The sequence below is a fragment of the Lysobacter sp. N42 genome, assembly GCF_004344885.1.
The window spans coordinates 22,085-42,188 of sequence record NZ_SKFB01000029.1; the positions used below are offsets into that span (position 1 = coordinate 22,085).

The following is a 20,104-nucleotide window of genomic DNA, read 5'->3' on the forward strand; positions in this document are numbered from 1 at the left end:
TCGCCACTGTGGACTAGAATCCCGAGTCCGTCCGAAACGCCGCGCATCGCGGCCGCTACCGGAGCGCGATGCTCGTCCTTCTCGTCGCCCTGCCTTTCCTCGTCGCAGCCTGTCTTCTGGCAGGCCGCCGCCTCGGGCGTGGAGCCGCCGCATGGCTCGCCGGCGCCGGGCCGCTCGGCGGGCTCGGCCTGCTCGCGTTGCTTACCCCGGACGTGCTGGCGCGGCAGGTGCCGTCGATGTCGATGGCGTGGATTCCGCAGGTCGGGCTGGACCTGAGCCTGCGGCTGGACGGCCTGGCCTGGATGTTCGCACTCATGGTGTTGGCCATCGGTGGCCTGGTCGTGATGTACGCGCGCTACTACCTCGGCGAGCGCGAGGACGTCCCGAAGTTCTACGCCTACCTGCTGCTGTTCATGGGTGCGATGCTCGGCATGGTGGTGGCCGGCAACCTGCTGCTGCTCGCGGTCTTCTGGGAGCTCACATCGATCAGCTCGTTCCTGCTGATCGGCTTCTGGGGACACCAGCGCGAGGCGCGCGAGGGCGCGCGCATGGCACTGACGATCACGGGTGCGGGCGGGCTTGCGCTGCTCGGCGGCGTGCTGCTGATAGGCGAGGTGGTCGGCAGTTTCGAGCTCGACGCGGTGCTGGCCGCGGGGGATGCGATCCGCGCGGCGCCGAGCTATCCGGCGATCCTCGGCCTCGTGCTCCTGGCGATCTTCACCAAGAGCGCGCAGTTCCCGTTCCACTTCTGGCTGCCGCACGCGATGGCCGCGCCGACGCCAGTCTCCGCCTACCTGCACTCGGCCACCATGGTGAAGGCCGGCGTGTTCCTGCTGGCGCGCCTGCACCCGGTGCTGTCGGGCACCGATGCGTTCTTCTACGCGGTGAGCGCGATCGGCGCCACGACCATGCTCGTCGGCGCCTGGTTCGCCATCTTCCAGCACGACCTGAAGGGCCTGCTCGCTTACTCGACGATCTCCCACCTGGGGCTGATCACGCTGCTGTTCGGCCTGTCGACGCCGCTGGCGGTCGTGGCGGGCCTTTTCCACATTCTCAACCACGCCACGTTCAAGGCTTCGCTGTTCATGGCGGCGGGCATCATCGACCACGAGACCGGCACCCGCGACATGCGCCTGCTGGGCAACCTGCGCCGGCACCTGCCGTGGACCAGTGCGCTGGCGATCGTGGCGACCCTGGCAATGGCCGGCATCCCCCTGCTCAACGGGTTCCTGTCCAAGGAGATGTTCTTCGCGGAGGCGATCGACGTGGGCGGGTCGGATGGCATGCGGTTCGCCATGACACTTGCCGCCTTCATGGCCGGCGTGTTCGGCGTGGCCTACAGCCTGCGTTTCGTGCACGACACCTTCCTGACGCGCAGCGAGCCGCGCGTGGACGGCGTCATCCACGAACCGCCGCGCTTCATGAAGATCCCGGTCGAGGTGCTCGTCGTGCTCTGCCTGGCAGTGGGCGTCGCCCCTGCCTTCACCATTGCGCCCGTGCTCGACGCGGCCGTGCATGGCGTGCTCGGCGACGCGGCGCCGCGCTATAGCCTGGCGCTCTGGCACGGCGTGAACATGCCCCTGCTGATGAGCCTGGGCGGCGTGGTCGGCGGCGCCCTCCTGTATTTCGGCCTGCGTCGCCTGTTCGACCTGCATGCCATGGTGCGGCAGGCGCGCGGACGCGCGGTGTTCCGCGCGCAGGCCCTGCTGCTGTTGGCGTTCGCGCGCCGCCTCACCTTCAGGCTAACCGATGGCAGCCTGCAGCGCTCGCTCTGGTGGGTCTGGGTCACGCTGCTGGGCGTGGCGCTGGCGCCTGCCGCGGTCCCGATCCTCGGGACCCTGGCCGAAGCGGATGGCCAGCCGATGCCGGCGATCGGCTGGGTGCTGTGGAGCCTCCTCGTGGCCGGCACGCTGGCGAGCGTGGCCCTGCACCGCCGCCGGATCGTGGCCCTGGTGGTGGTGGGCGCGGTGGGCCTGGGCGTCAGCCTGTGCTTCGTGTTCCTCTCGGCGCCGGACCTCGCGCTCACGCAGTTGCTGGTCGAGATGGTGACCATCGTGCTGATGCTGCTCGCGCTCAACTACCTCCCACAGGAGTCGGTGCGCACCGATGGCAACCTTCGCCGCCTGCGCGACGGGCTGCTCGCCGGCGTCGCAGGCCTGGGCGTCGCGGCGTTGGCCTATGGCGTGATGACTCTGCCGCAGGACACCGTCGCCGGCGAGCTGCTCGCGCGTTCGGTGCCCGAAGGCTACGGACGCAACGTAGTCAACGTGATACTCGTCGACTTCCGCGGCTTCGACACGCTCGGCGAGATCACGGTGTTCGGCGTCGCCGGCCTGGTGGTGCACGCGCTGCTGCGGCGCGCGCGCCTGCACCCCGACGCGGCCCCCGCGGCGCCGCCCGAGCGGCTGCCGATGCCGTCGCACCTGGTCCACCTGCTCTTCCCGCTGGCGATCGCCGTCTCGGTGTACCTGTTCCTGCGCGGCCACAACGCACCCGGCGGCGGCTTCATCGCAGGCCTCGTGCTGGCGATCCCGCTGGTTCTGCAGTACGTGCTGCTGGGCTCGCAGTACGTGGAGTCCAGGCTCGGTTTCGACTACGCACGCTGCATCGGACTGGGCCTGCTGATCGCGCTGGCCACCGGCATCGCGCCAATGGTGGGGGGTTATTCCTTCCTCACCAGCGGGCACGCCGAACCGCATGTCCCGCTTGTCGGCGCCGTGCCGCTGGCGAGCGCTGCGGCCTTCGATTTCGGGGTCTATCTGGTCGTGTTCGGCGGGGCCATGCTGATGCTTTCGATGATGGGTACGGTGAAGCCCCCGCGGGCGAAGAGGCCGGTGGAGCGCAGCCGATGATGGAGCTCGCCCTCGCAAGCGTGATCGGCCTCCTCGTCGCAGGGGGGGTCTACCTGCTGCTGCGGTCGCGCAGCTTCGACGTGATCCTCGGGCTTACCCTGCTGTCCTACGCCACGAACCTGCTCATCTTTTCCGCGGGCCGCCTGCGCGTGGGCCAGCCACCGGTGCTGCGCGAGGGCGCGGCCGCGTCGCTGGGCGCCTACGCCGACCCGCTCCCGCAGGCACTGGTGCTGACCGCGATCGTCATCGCGTTCGCCATGACTGCGGTAACGATCGTGATCGCGATGCGCAGCCGTGGCGACAACGGCAGCGACCATGTGGACGCGCCGATGCCCGGCAGGGAGCAGGCATGAGCGCGCACCTGCCCCTGCTCGCGATCGTCGTGCCGCTGGTGATGGGCGCGGCCGCGCTGATGGCCGAGCGTCGTGGCCTGGCGGCCTCGCGCCTTGTGGGCGTGCTCGGCATGGCCATGCTCCTGTGGATCGCGGCGGCACTCGTGCATCGTGCCGGCAACGGAGCGATCGACGTGTACCTGGTGGGCGACTGGCCGGCGCGCCTGGGCATCGCGCTCGTCGCCGATCGGCTGGGTGCGCTGATGGTGCTGGCCACCGCACTCCTCGCCAGCGGCTGCCTGCTTCATGCCATGGGCGGGTGGGACCGCCGCGCCCTGCACTTCCACGCGCTGTTCCAGCTGCAGCTCGCAGGTCTCAACGGCGCATTCCTCACCGGCGACCTCTTCAACCTCTTCGTGTTCTTCGAGGTGATGCTGATCACGTCGTACGGCCTGCTGCTCTCGGGCGGACGCGGGCCGCGGATGCGCGCGGGCCTGCACTACGTGGTGTTCAACGTCACGGCCTCGACACTGTTCCTCGTCGCGTTGGGCCTGCTCTACGGGCTGCTCGGCACGCTCAACATGGCAGAGATGGCGCTGCGCGTCTCCGAGCTGGATGCCGCGCGCGTGCCGCTGGTGCGCGCGGCCTCGGGGGTGCTGCTTGTCGTGTTCTGCGGCAAGGCGGCGCTGCTCCCCCTGTACCTGTGGCTTCCCGGTACCTACGCACGTGCGCCCGCCTCCATCGCTGCGCTGTTCGCGATCATGACGAAGGTGGGCGTGTACGCCGTGCTTCGCGTCTACACGCTGGTGTTCGGCACCGGCGCGCTGGCGGGCTGGGCCTGGGACTGGCTGCTCCCGGCGGGCCTGGCCACGCTGGTGCTGGCCACGCTGGGCGCGCTGGCCGCATCGACGCTGCGCATGCAGGTCGCCTACCTGGTGGTGAACTCGGCCGCCACGCTGTTCATCGCGTTCGCGCTGGCTACCCCGGAGTCCGTCGGCGCGGGCCTGTTCTACCTGGTCCACAGCACGTTCATCGCCGCGGCGCTGTTCCTGGTCATGGACCTCGTGCGCCAGCAGCGGGCCGAAGGGGAGATGCTGGACGTGGCGGCACCGCTGCGCCATGCGGGGCTGCTGGGGCTGCTGTTCGGCGTGGCCGCGGTTTCGGTGGTGGGGCTGCCGCCGTTGTCGGGCTTCGTGGGCAAGTTGATGATCCTCGCCGCCACACCCGGCGCGCTTCGCGGCTGGGTCTGGGGCGCGATCCTGGCCACGAGCCTGGTCGCGCTCGTCGCGCTGGCACGCACCGCGAGCCAGGTGTTCTGGCGCGCCGCGCCCTGGCCCGCGACCACGCCGCATCCCGCGGCGCCGGACCGCCTGCAGCTCGGTGGCACCGTCGTGCTGCTCGTCGCGAGCATCGGGCTGGTGGTGGCGGGCCAACCGGTGGCCGCCTATGCGCAGGCGGCTGCCGAGCAGCTGCTGCGGCCGGACGACTACATCCGGGCCTCTCACGCGGCGCGCCCGGCACTGCGGGAGCCGTCGCCGTGAGGCGGTGGCTGCCCTCGCCCGCACTGAGCGTGGCCGTGCTGCTGCTCTGGCTGCTCCTGGTCGCCGACATGGGGCTCGGACAGATGGTGCTGGGGACGGTCCTCGCGATCGTCCTGCCGTGGCTGGCCGGCCTGCTCGAGCCCGAGCGCACGCGCATCGGCCGCAGGCGGGCCATCCTCCTGCTGGTGCGGCGCGTTCTCTGGGACATCGTGCTGTCCAACGTCGAGGTCGCCCGGCGCATCCTCGGGCCCGAACGCGCGCTCACGCCCACGTTCGTCTGGCTCCCGCTGGACGTCCGCAGCATCCACGGCATCACCGCCCTGGCCAGCATCATCACGCTCACGCCGGGGACGGTCTCGGCCGAGCTCAGCGACGACCGGCGACACCTGCTGATCCATTGCTTCAACCTGCGGGACGCGGAGGCGCTGCTGTCGTCGATCAAGGAGCGCTACGAACGCCCGCTGCTGGAGATATTCGGATGATTGCGACCGCCGTCGTCATCGCCCTGCACGTGGTCGGCATCGCGATGCTGTTGAGCCTGTGGCGCCTGCTGCGGGGGCCGTCGCTGCCCGACCGCATCCTCGCCCTCGACACGCTCTACGTGAACACGATCGCGGCGCTGATGCTGTTCGGCATGCACCTGGGATCGGCGATCTTCTTCGAGGCCGCACTGATCATCGCGATGCTCGGCTTCGTCGGCACCGTGGTCTTGAGCCGGTACGTGCTCGGCCGGGACATCGTGAGGTGAACATGGCATTGGCCGTCGAACTGTTCGTGGTCGCGCTGATCGCGGTGGGAACGTTCTTCGTATTCGTCGGCTCGCTGGGCCTGGTGAAGCTGTCGGAGTTCTTCCGCCGCCTGCACGGCCCGACCAAAGCCACCACGCTGGGCGTAGGTTGCATCCTGATCGCCTCGATCGCGGACCACGCCCTTCGCGGCGAGGGTTTCGGCTTCCGCGAACTCCTCGTGACCGTGTTCCTCTTCATCACCGCGCCGATCAGCGCGCACCTGGTTTCACGGGCCGCCCTGCGCCTTGCGCCGGAGCAGCGACCGCCGGTACCTGCCGCCCGCGATGCCTCGGTCACGCCTGCCCCCGCGCCGGGAACGGCAGAGCGCAGCCCCTAGCCGGCGAGCAAGCTGAGCTCGAAGACGATCCACGCGCTGAACGCGGCCAGCAGCACGGCGCCTTCGCCACGGCTCACGCGCATGTCGCCACGCAGGATCGGCAGCAGCATCAGTGCGAGCACGAGCGCGGCGGGCAGTTCGTAACGCACGAACGACGCCGGAACCGCCAGCCCGCCGCCGATCAGCGCCATGCCGCCCAGGACCAGCAGCAGGTTGACCAGGCTCGACCCCAGCACGTGCCCGGCGACGAGGTCGCCCTGCCCGCGGCGCGCCGCGGCGATGGCGCCGGCGAGTTCTGGCAGCGCGGTGCCGATGGCGACGGGAAGCAGGCCGGTCATGAGCGGCGTGAGCCCCAGCGCCTCGCCCAGCCGCGGAGCGTCGCGCACCACCAGCCAGGCGCCCGCACCGATCAGCGCGACGGCGACGGCCAGTCGCAGCAGGTTGCGGCCCAGCCCGTCGGTGGTCCGCGTGAAGCCTTCGATCTCCGCGCGCACTCCGGCGTCGTCGCTGCCTGCGCGCCGCAGCGCGAGGAGCAGCACGGCCACGAACGCCGCGGCCAGCAGCCCGCCCTCCAGCGCCGAGAGGCGGCCGTCGAGCGCGAGCAGGATCACCGCGACCGTCGCCGCCACCAGCATCAGCAGCAGCGGCGCCAGCACGCGCCAGCGCAGCAGCAGCGGCGCCACCATCGCGGCAGCGGCCAGCGTCAGCCCGACATTGGCGATGTTGCTGCCCACGGCGTTGCCCAGCGCCAGATCGGACTGGCCCGCGAACACCGCGCGGTAGTTCACCGCGAGCTCGGGAATGGAGGTGGCCAGCGCGATCAGCACGAGGCCCACCACGAAGGGTGACCAGCGCAGGCGATGCGCCAGGCCCGACGCGCCCTTGACGATGGAATCGCCGCCCAGTGCGAGCAGCAGCAGGCCCAGCAGGAACCAGCCCAGTGCAGATGCCATGTCGCCTCCTCAGGCGCAGCCTTCGACGTAATCGACCTGCGGCACGCGGCCCACGCGCCAGCGCGTGACGCGCCCGGCTTCGTCGGCCTCGAACACGAGCGCGCCGTCGGCGATCGCCGGGTCGGTGACGCGCAGGTAGTGGCCGCCGGGCACGTACTCGTGCGGGCGCGCCTCGACGCGGCCGGGGTAGAGGCGCTCGATATCGGCGCGCCTCTGCCCGACGCGCCCTCCGCCGGGTGCGGCCAGGTCCGCGGTGGCGACGTCGTAGCGCACGAGCACGCCCTGCTCGAACATGAAGCCGACGCGGAAGTCGGCATCGGCCTGCGGCGTCAGGTAGCCGCAGTTGTCGGGTTCGATGGCATCGCCCTTGAGCGCGCCCTGCCAGGCCTTGCGTGCCTCGTCGGCGGTCATGCCGAAGCGCAGGTCGCCGTAGCCGTCCGCGCGCGCGGGTGCGCCCGGCTCGACGGCGAGCGTGGGCGCAGGCGCCACCTGCGGCGCGGGCGCGCGCGGGGCGGTCGCATTGCCGGGCGCGGTCCCGGCCGCGCCGCCCGTCGCGGCGCCGGCCGCATCCGCGACACCCGCCTCCGGCTGCGGTGCAGGCGCCCGGGTACAGGCGCCGAGCGCGAGCAGCGGGACCAGCAGGACGGCAGGCTTCATCGATCGTTCCGGCAGCGGCAGTGGTGCCGCAGCCTAGCCGCCCGCCGTGAACCCGTCGCGAAGCGTCAGGCCGTGAAGTGCTTCTTCAGCCCTGTCCAGCAGGCCTGGTAGTCGCGCTGGCGGTGCGCGGCGTCGATGGCCTGGCGCGTGGGCCTGATTACCGCGCGGGCCTCGAACATGAAGGCCATGGTGTCGGTGATCACGTCCGGCCTGGAGAGGTCGGCATTGGACGCCTTCTCGAACGTGGCCGCGTCCGGCCCGTGCCCGGTCATGCAGTTGTGCAGCGAGGCGCCGCCCGGCGCGAAGCCCTCGGCCTTGGCATCGTAGGCGCCATGCACCAGGCCCATGAACTCGCTGGCGACGTTGCGGTGGAACCACGGCGGACGGAGGGTGTCCTGCATCGCAAGGATGCGCGGGCCGAAGATCACGAAGTCCATGTTGCCCACGCCCGGCGTGTCCGACGGGCTGGTGAGCACGAGGAAGATGGACGGATCGGGATGGTCGAACGAGATCGAGCCGATCGTGTTGAAGCGGCGCAGGTCGTACTTGTACGGCGCGTGGTTGCCGTGCCAGGCCACGACGTCGATCGGCGAATGGCCGATGCCGGCACGCCACAGGTGCCCCTGGAACTTGGCGACGAGTTCGAAGTCGCCCTCCACGTCCTCGAAGGCGGCGTTGGGCGTGAGGAAATCACGCGGATTGGCCAGGCCGTTCGAGCCGATGGGGCCGAGGTCGGGCAGGCGCAGGTGCGCGCCGAAGTTCTCGCAGACGTAGCCGCGCGCCTGGCCATCGGGCAGCTTGACCGCGAAGCGGATGCCGCGCGGAATCACGGCGATCTCCTGCGGCTCGACGTCGAGCACGCCGCATTCGGTCTCGATGTGCAGGCGGCCCTGCTGCGGCACGATCAGCAGCTCGCCGTCGGCATCGTAGAACCAGCGGCCCTGCATGTCCGCGTTCGCGGCATACAGGTGCACGCCGATGCCGGCACCGGCCGACGCGCCGCCGTTGCCCGCCATGGTGAACAGCCCGTCGAGGAAGTCGACGCGCTCGCCCTCGGGCGGCATCGGCAGCGGGCTCCATCGCATCTGGTCGGGGCTGACCGGGCCGGTGTCGAAATCATTGTGGAAGGTGCCCGCCGCGCGGCCCTCGAAGCGGGCGAACGGGCCGTGCATGGCGGCCGGGCGGATGCGGTAGAACCAGCTGCGGCGGTTCTGGTGGCGTGGCGCGGTGAAGGCGGTGCCGGAGATCTGCTCGGCATACAGGCCATGCGCCACGCGCTGCGGCGAATTGCGGCCGACGGGCAGCGTGCCCGCGCGCGCCTCGGTTGCGAACTCGTTGCCGAAGCCGGACTGGTAGCCGGTGGATTCGATCGTCATGGGATGTCCCGATACGGAAGGCCCCTGCAAGCAGGGGCCGGTGGATCCTGTCGGCTCAGAGCACGCCGCGCTTCATCTGGTCGCGCTCGATCGACTCGAACAGCGCCTGGAAGTTGCCCTCGCCGAAGCCCTCGTTGCCCTTGCGCTGGATGATCTCGAAGAAGATCGGGCCGAAGGCGTTCTGGGTGAAGATCTGCAGCAGCTTGCGCTGCTTGGTCTCGGGGTCGGCGTCGATCAGGATCTTGTTCTTCGCCAGCCGCGCCACATCCTCGCCATGGTTCGGGATGCGCTGGTCGATCACCTCGAAGTAGGTGTCGGGCGTGTCCAGGAACTCGATGTTGCGCGCGCGCATGGCCTCGACCGTCTCGTAGATGTCGTCGGTGAACAGCGCGATGTGCTGGATGCCCTCGCCGTTGTAGGCGCGCAGGTACTCGTTGATCTGGCTCTTCTCGTCGGACGACTCGTTGAGCGGGATGCGCACGACGCCGTCGGGCGCGGTCATCGCCTTCGACAGCAGGCCGGTCTTGGCGCCCTTGATGTCGAAGTAGCGGATCTCGCGGAAGTTGAACAGGCGCTCGTAGTAGTCCGACCACGTCTGCATGTTCCCGAGGAACACGTTGTGCGTGAGGTGGTCGATGAAGGTGAGCCCGAAGCCCCTGGGGTGACGGTCGACGCCCTCGAAGAAGACGTACTCGCCGTACGGATCGGAGCCGTCGTCGATCAGGTAGAGCATGCAGTCGCCGATGCCCTTGATGGCGGGAGCCGGCACCACGCCGGTTTCGGGCTTGAAGTCCACGCGCGCGCCGCCGTTGGCGAGCACGTGCTCGAGCACCTGCTCCGCCGGCTTCCTGAACCGGATCGCGAAGCCCGAGGCCGAGGGGCCGTGCTTGGACGCGAAGTCCGAACCGAACGAATCGGGCTGCTCGTTGAGCAGGAAGTTGATGCCGCCCTGCCGGAACAGGGTGATCGCGCGGTCGCGGTGGCGGGCCACGGCGGTGAAGCCCAGCCGCTCGAGGTAGTCGCGCATCATCGCGCCCTGGCTTTCGGGCGCGGCGAACTCGACGAACTCGAAGCCGTTGATCCCCATGGGGTTCTCGAACGTGGTGACCTGCATGCCGAGATTCGGTTGCGCGCTCATGGGGGAGTCCTCGCGGTGGGCGGCCGCCGTGGCGGCGTGGAAGAAAGGCGCGCCGGGCTTGCGGCGCGGGGTTCGGGCTTTATAGTTTCAGATGAAACTACTTGCAAGGCGCAGTGCCGCATGGCCGACCACCCGCAGGCGTCCCCGTCTCTCGACCTCGAGCACTTCCTGCCCTATCGCCTGTCGGTATTGAGCAACCGGGTGAGCGGCGCGATCGCGCGGGTCTACTCCGAGCGCTTCGGGCTGGGCGTGACCGAATGGCGCGTGATGGCGGTGCTGGGCCGCTATCCGGATCTCTCCGCCGGCGAGGTCGCCCAGCGCACGGCCATGGACAAGGTGGCGGTGAGCCGCGCGGTGGCGGGGCTGGTGGAGGCCGGCCGCGTCGAACGCGAGACCCACGGCGACGACCGCCGCCGCTCGGTGCTGCGCCTGACCGCCGAGGGCCGGGCGATCCACGACGCCGTCGCCCCGCTCGCCCTCGCCTTCGAGCGCCGCCTGCTGGACGGGATGACGGCCGACGAGCGCGAGGTCCTGTTCCGCCTGCTCGACCGGCTCGACGAGCTCGAACTGCAGGCCGAGGCGGATCTCGCGGGCGGCTGAAGCGGTCGCCGGGATCGCGGGCGCGCTCGGCTCCGATCGCATCACCCCGACATCGCGCGACCTGCGGCGCCCGCGCCGTCCGCACGGCGGCCGGCACCGTGGCGCGCCGTCGACAGCACCGCACGCGGCCAGCCCGGCCCAATGCCGGGAACCCGCGGCATGCCGGACCCGACCTGTCGGCGCACTGCGCTCCCCGAAAAAAGAAGGCGGCCCGGAGGCCGCCTTCTTCGCATCCATCGACGCGCTTACTTCACGCCATGCATCAGGCGCTGGATCAGCGGGGCGATCAGGAACAGCAGAACGCCCGGGATCACCAGCGCCCAGAAGCCGAAGGTGTAGCCCGACAGCGCCGACTGCACGTTCATGCCGCCCTCGCCGCTGACGTGGCCGGCGAAGATGCCCGAGAGGTTGTTGCCGATCGCGGTCGAGAGGAACCAGCCGCCCATGCCGAGGCCGACAAGGCGGATCGGCGCGAGCTTGGTCACCATCGACAGGCCGATCGGCGAGAGGCAGAGCTCACCGATGGACTGGATGACGTAGACGGCGAACAGCGTCCAGAACGGGATCTTCAGCGACTGCGGATCGACCAGCGAACCGAGCGCGAACATCAGCAGCAGGAAGGCCAGGCCGTTGAAGATCAGGCCCAGGCCGAACTTGCGCGGGATCGACGGATTCGCGCGGCCCAGGCGCACCCACAGCCACGCCATGATCGGCGCGAACACGATGATCGCCACCGAGTTCACGCTCTGGAACCAGGCCACCGGCCAGGTCCAGTCGCCGAAGTCGCGGTTCACGATCTTGTCGGCGAGGAAGGTGAAGGAGCTGCCGGCCTGTTCGAAGAACATCCAGAACAGGATGTTGAACGCGAAGATGATGAACATCGCGATCACCTTGTCACGCGCCACGGCACCGTTGCGCACGCCCTCGGTGATCAGCATCACCGCAAGGCCGATGAACAGCGCGCTGAGGATCCACTGCAGCGTGTCCGCGCCCAGGTTGAGCAGGAAGTAGACCAGCGGGATCGCGAGCACGCCGCCTGCCGCTGTCATCCACGTGCGCGCCATGCTTTCGGCGCCCGCCGGCGGCAGGCCGATGCCCTTGAGCTGGCTGCGGCCCATGTAGAACCACACCAGCGAGATGAGCATGCCGATGCCGGAGGCGATGAACACGACCTTGTACGCCGGGGCGCCGTCGCTGCCGAACACCTGCTCGGCCAGCCAGCCCGTGAGCACCGGGGCGATGAGCGCGCCGGCATTGATGCCCATGTAGAAGATCGTGAAGCCCGAGTCGCGGCGCTCGTCGGCCGGCGCGTAGAGCTTGCCCACCATCGTCGAGATGTTCGGCTTGAACAGGCCGTTGCCCACGACAATCGTCGCCAGGCCGAACTTGAACAGGTTCTCGTCCGGCATCGAGATCATGAACAGGCCGGCCGCCATGAAGATCGCGCCCAGCAGGATCGAGCGCTGGTAGCCGATCACCTTGTCGGCGATGTAGCCGCCGAAGATCGCGCCGGCGTAGACCAGCGCCAGGTAGGCGCCGTAGATGAAGCCCGCCGGCTGCTCGCCGGACGGGTCGCCGCCGTAGAACTGCGCGACGATGTACAGCACCAGCGCCCAGCGGATTCCGTAGAACGCGAAGCGCTCCCAGAACTCCGACATGAAGAGCATCCAGAGCGGTTTCGGATGCCCGAGGATCTGGCTGAACTCGGGTACGGGCTGCTGGGGCCCGGTGGAAGGTGCGGCTCCGCTCATGCGGTGTCCCCTGTCGGAATGCGAAAAGAAATGCCCCCGTGCCGGCGCACGGGACCGCGAGGTTTACCGGCCGCGGGAGCAGCCGTCAAACGGGCGGGGCTTTGCTGCGATGCAGCAAACCGCTGCATGGCGACCGCGAGAGGTCGCGCATGCACGGAGATACGGTGCCCGCCGCGCCCGGCATGCCGGGGCTAGGAGGCCGTGGCGTTGGCCGGCAGGCCGATGCGGGTGCGGACCTCGAACAGCTCCGGGAAGAACGACAGCTCCAGCGCCTGCTTGAGAAAGCCCACGCCCGAGGAGCCGCCGGTGCCGCGCTTGAAGCCGATGATGCGCATCACCGTGCGCATGTGGCGGAAGCGCCAGAGCTGGAACTGGGTCTCGATGTCGACCAGGTCCTCGCAGAGCTGGTAGGCGGCCCAGTGGGTCGACGGGTCCTCGTAGATGCGCTCGAAGGCGGGCAGCAGGTCCGGGTCGGAGACGTGCGCGACCGACCAGTCGCGCGCGAGGTGCCGCGCCGGCACCGCATGGCCGTGGCGCGCGAGAAAACGCAGCGCCTCGTCGTACAGGCTCGGGGCGTCCAGCACGCCGCGCAGCATCGCGTGGGCGCCGGCATCGTGCTCGAACACGCGCAGCATGGCCGCGTTCTTGTTGCCGAGCAGGAACTCGATGGCGCGGTACTGCAGCGACTGGAAGCCCGACGACGGCCCCAGGATGTCGCGGAACTTCATGTAGTCGGCCGGGGTGAGCGTCTCCAGCACGCTCCACATGTCGGTGAGCTGGCGCAGGATGCCCTTCACCCGGGCGAAGACCTTCTGGCAGGCGCCGATGTCGTCCTCCCGCAGGAAGTCCACGGCCGCGCGCAGCTCGTGGATCATCAGCTTCATCCAGAGTTCGCTGACCTGGTGCTGCGTGATGAACAGCAGCTCGTCGTGCTGCGGCGGGTCCGAAAGCGGATGCTGGGCCGACAGCAGCGTGTCCAGCTGCAGGTAGCCACCGTAGGTGAGGCGACCCGACAGGTCGGTATGGACACCGCTTTCCAGCGGACGCTGGTTGTTCTCGACGCTCATGTCTTGTCCCGATGGCCGGAGGCCAAGGGTACCGCGGGCCGACGGGCGTCACACTTCGGAAACGGAATCCGGCCACAATTCCGGCCGCTCCATGCGCCCGCCGGGCCCATGCGGCGCGCGGCCGGGCAGGCCGCGCCGATCAGCGAGGGGGCACGGCTCCCGCCGGGCCGGTACGCGCACGGGATGGCGCGCGCCGGCCATCCACTGGGGAAACAGCATGGAACGATTCTCGGGGCGGCTCGCCGCGCTCGGCCTGGCGGCCGTCATGGCGGCCGGCAGCGCGCAGGCGCAGGTGGTGATCAGCCAGGTCTACGGCGGCGGCGGCAATGCGGGCGCCACGCTGCGCAGCGATTTCATCGAGCTGCACAACACCGGCGCGACCGCGGTCGACATCAACGGATGGTCGGTGCAGTACGCGTCCAGCACGGGCTCGACCTGGCAGCGCACCACGCTCAGCGGCAGCATCGCGCCGGGCGCCTACTACCTGGTCAAGCAGGCCGATGGCAGCGGCGGCACGGTATCGCTGCCCACGCCCGATGCCACCGGCACGATCGGCATGAGCGGCAGCGCCGGCAAGGTGGCGCTGGTGTCGAACACCACGCTGCTGGCCGGCACCTGCCCGCTGGGCGGGGCGGTGGTCGACTTCGTGGGCTTCGGCAGCACCGCCAACTGCTCGGAAGGCTCGCCCACGGCCACCCTCTCCAACACCACGGCCGCGATCCGTGCCGACGAGGGCTGCACGGACACCGGCAACAACGCCATCGACTTCGCCACCGGCACGCCCGTCCCGCGCAATTCCGCCAGCGCGCCGCGCGTCTGCGGCGGCGTGGTCGCCACGCTGCTGTCGATCGCCGACGCGCAGGCCGCCGAAGGCCAGGCGGGCACGCGCACGCTCGCGTTCCCCGTCACGCTCACGCAGCCCGCCGGTCCCGGCGGCGTGTCGATCCGCTGGTCCACCGCCGACGGCAGCGCGACCGCGGGCGAGGACTACGCCGCGGTCGCCCACGCCGAGGCGCTGATCCCCGCCGGTGCCGACCGCGTCGAGCTCTTGGTGACCATCGCCGGCGACACGCTGCCCGAGGACGACGAAACCCTGCAGGTGCGGATCGACAGCGCCACGGGCGCGGACATCGCCGACGGCAGCGCCACCGGAACGATCGTCAACGACGACTTCCCGCTGGTGCCCATCGCGCAGATCCAGGGCGCAGGCGAGCGCTCGCCGCTGGCCGGCCGCGTGGTCGCCACGCGCGGCATCGTCACCGGCCGCAAGTCCACCGGCTTCTTCATCCAGAGCCGCGACGTGGACGCCGATGCCGACCCGGCCACCTCCGAGGGCCTGTTCGTCTTCCTGCGCACCATGCCCGACTTCATCGCGCCGGGCCGCTGGGTGCAGGTCCGCGGCACGGTGATCGAGTACGTGCCCACCGACGACCCGGGCCAGGCGCCGCTGACCGAGATCGGCGGCACGGTGCTGGTCTCCGAGGTGGATGCCGCGACGTATCCGCTGCCCGCGCCGGTCGAACTGTCGACCTCGTTCCCCTCGCCCACCGGCCCGCTCGACCAGCTCGAGCGCGTGGAAGGCATGCGCGTGACCGTACCCGACTTCGTGGTCACCGCGCCCACCGACGGCTTCACCGACGAGCGCAACGCCACCGGCGGCAGCAACGGCCTCTTCCACGGCACCGTGGCCGGCCTGCCGCGCCCGTTCCGCGAGCCCGGCATCCAGGCGCCCGACGCGCCGCCGGCCGGCACGATCCCGCCCATCCCGCAGTGGGACTTCAACCCCGAGCTGATCACCGTCGACAGCGACGCGATCGGCGGCACGCGCCTGGACGTCTCCACGGGCGCGCGCATCGCCAACCTCACCGGCCCGCTGGACTACGGCTTCCGCCGCTACACCCTGCTGCCCGACAGCGTCGGCGCGGTCACGCCGGGCATGGCGCCGCGCGCCGCGAAGGCGGTGCCCGAGGACGCCATCACCGTGGCCGGCTACAACCTCGAGCGCTTCTTCGACGACGTCAACGACGGCGCGGCCGACGACGCCACGCTCACCACCGAAGGCTACGCGCGCCGCCTGTCCAAGGCCTCACTGGCCATCCGCGGGTACCTGCACACGCCGGACATCGTCGGCCTGGTGGAGATCGAGAGCCAGAAGGTGGTCGACGACCTCGCCGCCAGGCTCAACGCCGATGCGGTAGCCGCGGGCGATGCGGATCCGCGCTACGTCGGCCACCTGTTCGAAGGCAACGACCCGGGCGGCATCGACGTGGCCGTGCTGGTGAAAACGGCCGACGTCGCCGCGGGCACGCCGCGCGTGCAGGTGCGCCAGGTGCTGCAGATCGGCAAGGACACCACGTGGACGCAGCCCGACGGCAACACCGCGCTGCTCAACGACCGCCCGCCGCTGCTGCTCGACGCGGTGGTCCACCATGCCGACGGCCGCAGCTTCCCGTTGAACGTCGTCGTGGTGCACCAGCGCTCGCTCAACGGCGCCGAGGACGCCACGCCCGCCGGCGAGCGCGTGCGCGCCAAGCGCCAGCGCCAGGCCGAATTCCTGGCCGGCTTCCTCGACGGGCTGCAAAAGGCCTCCGACGACGCGCGCCTGCTGGTGCTGGGCGACTTCAACGCCTTCGAGTTCAACGACGGCCTCGCGCACGTGATGGGCACGGTCACCGGCCAGCCCGCGCCCGATGCCGAAACCGCGGTCGCGGGCGACGGCGGCGACTACGTCGAGGACGACCTGGTCAACCTCGGCACGCTCGAGCCGCAGTCGGAGCGCTACTCGTTCGTGTTCAGCGGCAATGCGCAGACGCTCGACCACGTGCTGGTGAGCGAGGACCTGGTGGTCGCCACGCGCGAGCTCTTCCTCGACCACGCGCGCATCAATGCCGACTTCCCCGAGTCCAACCGCAGCGATGCCACCTCGCCCTCGCGCCTGGCCGACCACGACCCGGTGATCGCCTACATCGTGCCGCGCCGCATCGCCGACCTGGCGGTGGCCGCCTCTGCGCCCGCGCAGGCGCATACCGGCGGCGAGCTGCGCTTCGACGTCAGCCTGTCCAACCTCGGCCCGCAGCAGGCCGACCGCCCGGCGATCGCCTTCGATCTCGATGCCGACGTGGCCGCCCGTGTCGATGCGCCGACCGGCTGGGACTGCGGCAGCGACGCCGCGCCGGCCGGCATCACCCGCCTGCTCTGCCGCAGCGAGCTGCTGGCCGACGACGCGGTGGCCGCCTTCACCGTGCGCGCACCGGCCACCGCCGCGCTGCTGGGCCGCACGGTCACGCTGCTGACGGCGGTGAGCGCGCAGTCGCAGGATCGCGTGGCCGCCAACGACGCCGCGAGCGCCGCCAGCACGGTGGTCTCGACCGCCGACCTCGCGGTGGCGCTGGACGGCCCCGGCCGCCACCTGCGCCGCGGCAGCGTGGGCCGCTACGTGGCCCGCGTCGGCAACCTCGGTCCGGACCTGGCCGTGGCGCCGGAGCTGGTGCTCTGGGGCGATGCGCCGGCGGCGAACGTCGCCCTCGACGCACCCGCGGGCTGGGACTGCGAGGTCGCGGCCGCGGCCGGCGGCTTCCAGGCCCTGTGCACCACCCAGGAGCTCGCCGCGGGCGCCAAGCCGATCATCGGGGCCCGCATCACCGCCCCGCGCCGCGCGGGCGATCCGCGCTTCACCGTGCATGCACGCGTGGGCACGCGCAGCACCGACGGCAACGCCGCGAACGATGAGGACCGCTACGAAAGCATCCTGATCGGCCCGCCGCGCTGAGGCGGCATTGCCCACGTGGCCGATCCGGGCCTGCGTGGACCACTCGAAAGGCGCGGCCGCGGCCGCGCCTTTTTTCGTCCCGCGCAAACGCGTGACGCGCCGCGCCATGCCGCTTAACGGGCCGGCGGCTAGAATCGCCGGCTCTTCCGCCGCATCGGAATCCCCACGCGATGACGCTCGCCGCGAGTTTCGAGATCGAATACCTGCAGTACCTCGGCCCGGATGGAACGCCGGTGGCCGAGATTCCCGAGGCCTTCCGCGACGCCTCCACGCTGCTTCCGCTGTTCAAGCAGATGCTGTTCGTGCGCACGTTCGACGACAAGGCCATCCGCCTGCAGCGCACCGGCAAGCTGGGCACCTACGCCGCCTGCCTGGGCCACGAGGCCACCCACGTCGGCATCGGCGCCTCGATGCGCCCCGAGGACGTGTTCGCCCCGAGCTACCGCGAGTACGGCGCGCAGTTCATGCGGGGCGTGAAGCCGCGCGAGGTGCTGATGTACTGGGGCGGCGACGAGCGCGGCAACGACTTCTCCGGCCCGAAGCACGACTACCCCTGGTGCGTGCCGATCTCCACGCAGTGCCTGATGGCGTCCGGCGCGGCGCTGGCCTTCAAGCTGCGCGGTGAGCCGCGCGTGGCCGTGGCCTGCTGCGGTGACGGCGGCTCATCCAAGACCGACTTCTACGCCGGCCTCAATGCCTCCGGCGCGTTCACCTCGCCGCTGGTGCTGTGCGTGATCAACAACGGCTGGGCGATCTCCGTCCCGCGCGGCGCGCAGACGGGCGCGATGACGCTCGCCCAGAAGGGCCTCGCCGGCGGCCTGTACTGCCTGCAGGTGGACGGCAACGACCTCATCGCCGTGCTCGAGGCCATGCGCCGCGCCACCGAGCGCGCGCGCAGCGGCCAGGGCGGCAGCGTCATCGAGTTCATGACCTACCGCCTGCACGACCACACCACCGCCGACGACGCCCGCCGCTACCGCGACGAGCAGGAAGTCAAGGACGCCTGGACGCGCGAGCCCTTCATCCGCCTGCGCAACCACCTCGTCGCACAGGGCGTGTGGAGCGAGGAGCAGGAAAAGGCCTGGATCGAGGAATGCGGCAAGCAGGTGGACGTGGAGATCAACGCCTACCTGGAGACGCCGGTGCAGCCGGTCGAGGCCATGTTCGACTACCTGTACGCCGACATGCCGGAGGACCTGCGCGCCCAACGGGAGTACGCGATCAGCCTGGAGGGCCGTCGATGAACGCACAGGTCAAGCCGACCGAAAACGCGATCACCCTGATCGAGGCGATCACCCAGGCACTTGCCTATGAAATGCGCAACGACCCCTCCGTGCTCGTGCTCGGCGAGGACGTGGGCGTCAACGGCGGCGTGTTCCGCGCCACCGCCGGCCTGCACGCGCAGTTCGGATCGCAGCGCGTGATCGATACGCCGCTGGACGAGACGACCATCGCCGGCCTCACCGTGGGCCTCGCCTCGCAGGGCATGAAGCCCGTGGCCGAGGCGCAGTTCGACGGCTTCATGTACCCCATGGTCGACTTCATCGTCTGCCACGCCGCGCGCATGCGCTACCGCACGCGCGGGCGCCTCTCCTGCCCGATGGTGCTGCGCGTGCCCTGGGGCGGCGGCATCCGCGCGCCGGAGCACCACAGCGAGGCGAACGAGGCGATCTTCACCAACGTGCCCGGCCTGCGCGTGGTGATGCCGAGCTCGCCGCAGCGCGCCTACGGCATGCTGCTCGCCGCGATCCGCGACCCGGACCCGGTGATCTTCTTCGAGCCCAAGCGCATCTACCGCCAGTACAAGGAAGTGGTGGCCGACGACGGCGAGGCGCTGCCGCTCGACGTCTGCTACGTGCTGCGCGACGGCACCGACATCACGCTGGTCACCTGGGGCGCGCAGGTCAAGGAAACGCTCGAGGCCGCCGAGAAGCTCGCCGGCGAGGGCATCAGCGCGGAAGTGATCGACGTGGCCACGCTGCGCCCGCTCGACTTCGCGACGATCGCCGAGTCGGTGGCCAAAACCGGCCGCTGCGTGATCGTGCACGAGGCCCCCAAGACCGCGGGCTTCGGCGCCGAGATCGCCGCGCGCCTGGCCGAGGAATCGATGTTCGACCTGCTCGCGCCGGTCGAGCGCGTCACCGGCTACGACACCCACATCCCGCTGTTCCGCCTCGAGATGAAGTACCTGCCGAGCGTGGACCGCGTGGTCGCCGCCGCCAAGCGCGCGATGGCCGCCGGCTGACCCTTTCCCAGGACCGACGAATGAGCCAGACCAAGACTTTCCTCCTCCCCGACCTCGGCGAGGGCCTGCCGGACGCGACCATCGTCGAGTGGTACGTCAAGGAAGGCGACGTGATCCGCCTCGACGACAACCTGGTGTCGATGGAGACCGCGAAGGCGGTCGTCGACGTGCCGTCCCCGGTGTCGGGCAAGGTGCTCAAGCTGGCCGGCGGCCCCGGCGACGTCGTGGTGACCGGCACGATGCTGGCGGTCTTCGAGGTCGACCCCTCGATGCCGCAGCGCGCGGAAGGCCAGGACACCGGCCACCACCACGGCGGCGGCGCGGCCCATGCGACGCACGGCGGTGCCGGCACCGAGGCGCCGGTGGGCGACGGCCACAAGGTCATCGCCTCCGACGACGGCGGCGTGATCAGCGACGATGCGAAGCCCGCGCCGAAGGGCGAGCCGGGCGAGCGCGCCGACGCCGGCACGGTGGTGGGCGCGATGCAATCGTCGGACGCCGTGCGCAGCGAGGCTGCGGTCGCGGTCGGCGGCGTCAAGGCGATGCCGGCGGTGCGCGCGCTGGCGCGCAAGCTGGGCGTGGACATCACCCGCGTGCGCGCCACCGGCGCCGATGGCGTGGTGACCATGCAGGACGTCAAGAACGCCGCCGCCGACGGCTCCGCGCGTGCCGGCCAGGGCGGCGCCGCGCCCCGCGCG

17 protein-coding genes are annotated in these 20,104 nt (G+C 70.6%); 11 read left to right on the forward strand and 6 right to left on the reverse strand.

Annotated features, from left to right (window positions below; all coding sequences use genetic code 11):
- Positions 1 to 68: 68 nt before the first annotated feature.
- From EYQ95_RS20815 to EYQ95_RS20840, 6 genes are read left to right on the forward strand one after another with little or no spacing between them, the layout of a single operon-like run.
- Complete coding sequence (locus EYQ95_RS20815; RefSeq protein ID WP_132330106.1) at positions 69 to 2,852, forward strand: monovalent cation/H+ antiporter subunit A; 2,784 nt, start codon at positions 69 to 71, stop codon at positions 2,850 to 2,852.
- Entirely contained in the window at positions 2,852 to 3,205 is a 354-nt protein-coding gene (locus tag EYQ95_RS20820; protein ID WP_165924810.1) for a Na+/H+ antiporter subunit C, read from the forward strand. Before EYQ95_RS20815 ends, EYQ95_RS20820 begins: the two co-directional genes overlap by 1 nt.
- Positions 3,202 to 4,725 (forward strand): monovalent cation/H+ antiporter subunit D, encoded by a 1,524-nt coding sequence (locus EYQ95_RS20825; protein WP_132330110.1) that lies wholly within the window; start codon positions 3,202 to 3,204, stop codon positions 4,723 to 4,725. The genes EYQ95_RS20820 and EYQ95_RS20825 overlap by 4 nt, the downstream gene beginning before the upstream one ends.
- On the forward strand, positions 4,722 to 5,207 hold the full coding sequence (locus tag EYQ95_RS20830) for a Na+/H+ antiporter subunit E (protein ID WP_132330112.1): 486 nt from the start codon (positions 4,722 to 4,724) through the stop codon (positions 5,205 to 5,207). The genes EYQ95_RS20825 and EYQ95_RS20830 overlap by 4 nt, the downstream gene beginning before the upstream one ends.
- A complete protein-coding gene (locus tag EYQ95_RS20835) occupies positions 5,204 to 5,473 on the forward strand; it encodes a K+/H+ antiporter subunit F (protein ID WP_132330115.1) in 270 nt (89 codons plus the stop codon). Before EYQ95_RS20830 ends, EYQ95_RS20835 begins: the two co-directional genes overlap by 4 nt.
- A 2-nt stretch (positions 5,474 to 5,475) precedes the next feature.
- On the forward strand, positions 5,476 to 5,850 hold the full coding sequence (locus tag EYQ95_RS20840) for a Na+/H+ antiporter subunit G (RefSeq protein WP_132330117.1): 375 nt from the start codon (positions 5,476 to 5,478) through the stop codon (positions 5,848 to 5,850).
- Here the strand turns inward: EYQ95_RS20840 and EYQ95_RS20845 are convergent.
- The 4 genes from EYQ95_RS20845 to hppD all read right to left on the reverse strand — a co-directional run bounded on the left by EYQ95_RS20845 (position 5,847) and on the right by hppD (position 9,974).
- Positions 5,847 to 6,803: a sodium:calcium antiporter gene (locus EYQ95_RS20845; RefSeq protein WP_132330119.1), complete on the reverse strand. Its 957-nt coding sequence runs from the start codon at positions 6,801 to 6,803 to the stop codon at positions 5,847 to 5,849. The genes EYQ95_RS20840 and EYQ95_RS20845 overlap by 4 nt on opposite strands.
- Before the next feature lie 9 nt (positions 6,804 to 6,812).
- Complete coding sequence (locus EYQ95_RS20850) at positions 6,813 to 7,460, reverse strand: lectin (RefSeq protein WP_132330121.1); 648 nt, start codon at positions 7,458 to 7,460, stop codon at positions 6,813 to 6,815.
- A 65-nt stretch (positions 7,461 to 7,525) separates the two neighbouring features.
- Positions 7,526 to 8,836: a homogentisate 1,2-dioxygenase gene (gene hmgA / locus EYQ95_RS20855; protein WP_132330123.1), complete on the reverse strand. Its 1,311-nt coding sequence runs from the start codon at positions 8,834 to 8,836 to the stop codon at positions 7,526 to 7,528.
- 55 nt (positions 8,837 to 8,891) lie between these two features.
- Positions 8,892 to 9,974 carry a 4-hydroxyphenylpyruvate dioxygenase gene (gene hppD, locus EYQ95_RS20860; RefSeq protein WP_165924808.1) on the reverse strand — a complete coding sequence of 361 codons (1,083 nt, stop codon included), beginning with the start codon at positions 9,972 to 9,974 and terminating at the stop codon, positions 8,892 to 8,894.
- Between the two features lie 120 nt (positions 9,975 to 10,094).
- Between hppD and EYQ95_RS20865 the strand changes: the two genes are divergently transcribed.
- On the forward strand, positions 10,095 to 10,574 hold the full coding sequence (locus EYQ95_RS20865; RefSeq protein WP_132330126.1) for a MarR family winged helix-turn-helix transcriptional regulator: 480 nt from the start codon (positions 10,095 to 10,097) through the stop codon (positions 10,572 to 10,574).
- Between the two features lie 245 nt (positions 10,575 to 10,819).
- Here the strand turns inward: EYQ95_RS20865 and EYQ95_RS20870 are convergent, their stop codons facing one another.
- Positions 10,820 to 12,325 (reverse strand): peptide MFS transporter, encoded by a 1,506-nt coding sequence (locus EYQ95_RS20870; protein ID WP_132330128.1) that lies wholly within the window; start codon positions 12,323 to 12,325, stop codon positions 10,820 to 10,822.
- Positions 12,326 to 12,516: 191 nt separating this feature from the next.
- Positions 12,517 to 13,392: a tryptophan 2,3-dioxygenase gene (locus EYQ95_RS20875; protein ID WP_132330130.1), complete on the reverse strand. Its 876-nt coding sequence runs from the start codon at positions 13,390 to 13,392 to the stop codon at positions 12,517 to 12,519.
- Between the two features lie 217 nt (positions 13,393 to 13,609).
- Here EYQ95_RS20875 and EYQ95_RS20880 point away from each other — a divergent pair, with 217 nt between their 5' ends.
- From EYQ95_RS20880 to EYQ95_RS20895, 4 genes are all read left to right on the forward strand, one after another.
- The gene (locus EYQ95_RS20880; protein ID WP_132330132.1) at positions 13,610 to 17,161 is read left to right on the forward strand and encodes a lamin tail domain-containing protein; all 3,552 of its coding nucleotides are present in this window, start codon (positions 13,610 to 13,612) and stop codon (positions 17,159 to 17,161) included.
- 170 nt (positions 17,162 to 17,331) lie between these two features.
- Positions 17,332 to 18,405 (forward strand): pyruvate dehydrogenase (acetyl-transferring) E1 component subunit alpha, encoded by a 1,074-nt coding sequence (pdhA, locus tag EYQ95_RS20885; protein WP_132330134.1) that lies wholly within the window; start codon positions 17,332 to 17,334, stop codon positions 18,403 to 18,405.
- Positions 18,402 to 19,406 (forward strand): alpha-ketoacid dehydrogenase subunit beta, encoded by a 1,005-nt coding sequence (locus EYQ95_RS20890; protein WP_132330136.1) that lies wholly within the window; start codon positions 18,402 to 18,404, stop codon positions 19,404 to 19,406. Before pdhA ends, EYQ95_RS20890 begins: the two co-directional genes overlap by 4 nt.
- A gap of 20 nt (positions 19,407 to 19,426) precedes the next feature.
- The coding region (locus tag EYQ95_RS20895; protein WP_207916579.1) for a biotin/lipoyl-containing protein at positions 19,427 to 20,104 on the forward strand (678 nt) is incomplete at its 3' end.

Excerpts from the sequence above, each read along its gene's own strand:
- EYQ95_RS20890 (WP_132330136.1), top strand. The coding sequence starts at position 18,402 with ATGAACGCACAGGTCAAGCCGACCGAAAACGCGATCACCCTGATCGAG.
- EYQ95_RS20845 (WP_132330119.1), bottom strand. The coding sequence starts at position 6,803 with ATGGCATCTGCACTGGGCTGGTTCCTGCTGGGCCTGCTGCTGCTCGCA.
- EYQ95_RS20850 (WP_132330121.1), bottom strand. The coding sequence starts at position 7,460 with ATGAAGCCTGCCGTCCTGCTGGTCCCGCTGCTCGCGCTCGGCGCCTGT.
- EYQ95_RS20835 (WP_132330115.1), top strand. The coding sequence starts at position 5,204 with ATGATTGCGACCGCCGTCGTCATCGCCCTGCACGTGGTCGGCATCGCG.
- EYQ95_RS20820 (WP_165924810.1), top strand. The coding sequence starts at position 2,852 with ATGGAGCTCGCCCTCGCAAGCGTGATCGGCCTCCTCGTCGCAGGGGGG.
- EYQ95_RS20815 (WP_132330106.1), top strand. The coding sequence starts at position 69 with ATGCTCGTCCTTCTCGTCGCCCTGCCTTTCCTCGTCGCAGCCTGTCTT.
- hmgA (WP_132330123.1), bottom strand. The coding sequence starts at position 8,836 with ATGACGATCGAATCCACCGGCTACCAGTCCGGCTTCGGCAACGAGTTC.
- EYQ95_RS20865 (WP_132330126.1), top strand. The coding sequence starts at position 10,095 with ATGGCCGACCACCCGCAGGCGTCCCCGTCTCTCGACCTCGAGCACTTC.
- EYQ95_RS20870 (WP_132330128.1), bottom strand. The coding sequence starts at position 12,325 with ATGAGCGGAGCCGCACCTTCCACCGGGCCCCAGCAGCCCGTACCCGAG.
- EYQ95_RS20825 (WP_132330110.1), top strand. The coding sequence starts at position 3,202 with ATGAGCGCGCACCTGCCCCTGCTCGCGATCGTCGTGCCGCTGGTGATG.
- EYQ95_RS20875 (WP_132330130.1), bottom strand. The coding sequence starts at position 13,392 with ATGAGCGTCGAGAACAACCAGCGTCCGCTGGAAAGCGGTGTCCATACC.
- EYQ95_RS20840 (WP_132330117.1), top strand. The coding sequence starts at position 5,476 with ATGGCATTGGCCGTCGAACTGTTCGTGGTCGCGCTGATCGCGGTGGGA.
- hppD (WP_165924808.1), bottom strand. The coding sequence starts at position 9,974 with ATGAGCGCGCAACCGAATCTCGGCATGCAGGTCACCACGTTCGAGAAC.
- pdhA (WP_132330134.1), top strand. The coding sequence starts at position 17,332 with ATGACGCTCGCCGCGAGTTTCGAGATCGAATACCTGCAGTACCTCGGC.
- EYQ95_RS20880 (WP_132330132.1), top strand. The coding sequence starts at position 13,610 with ATGGAACGATTCTCGGGGCGGCTCGCCGCGCTCGGCCTGGCGGCCGTC.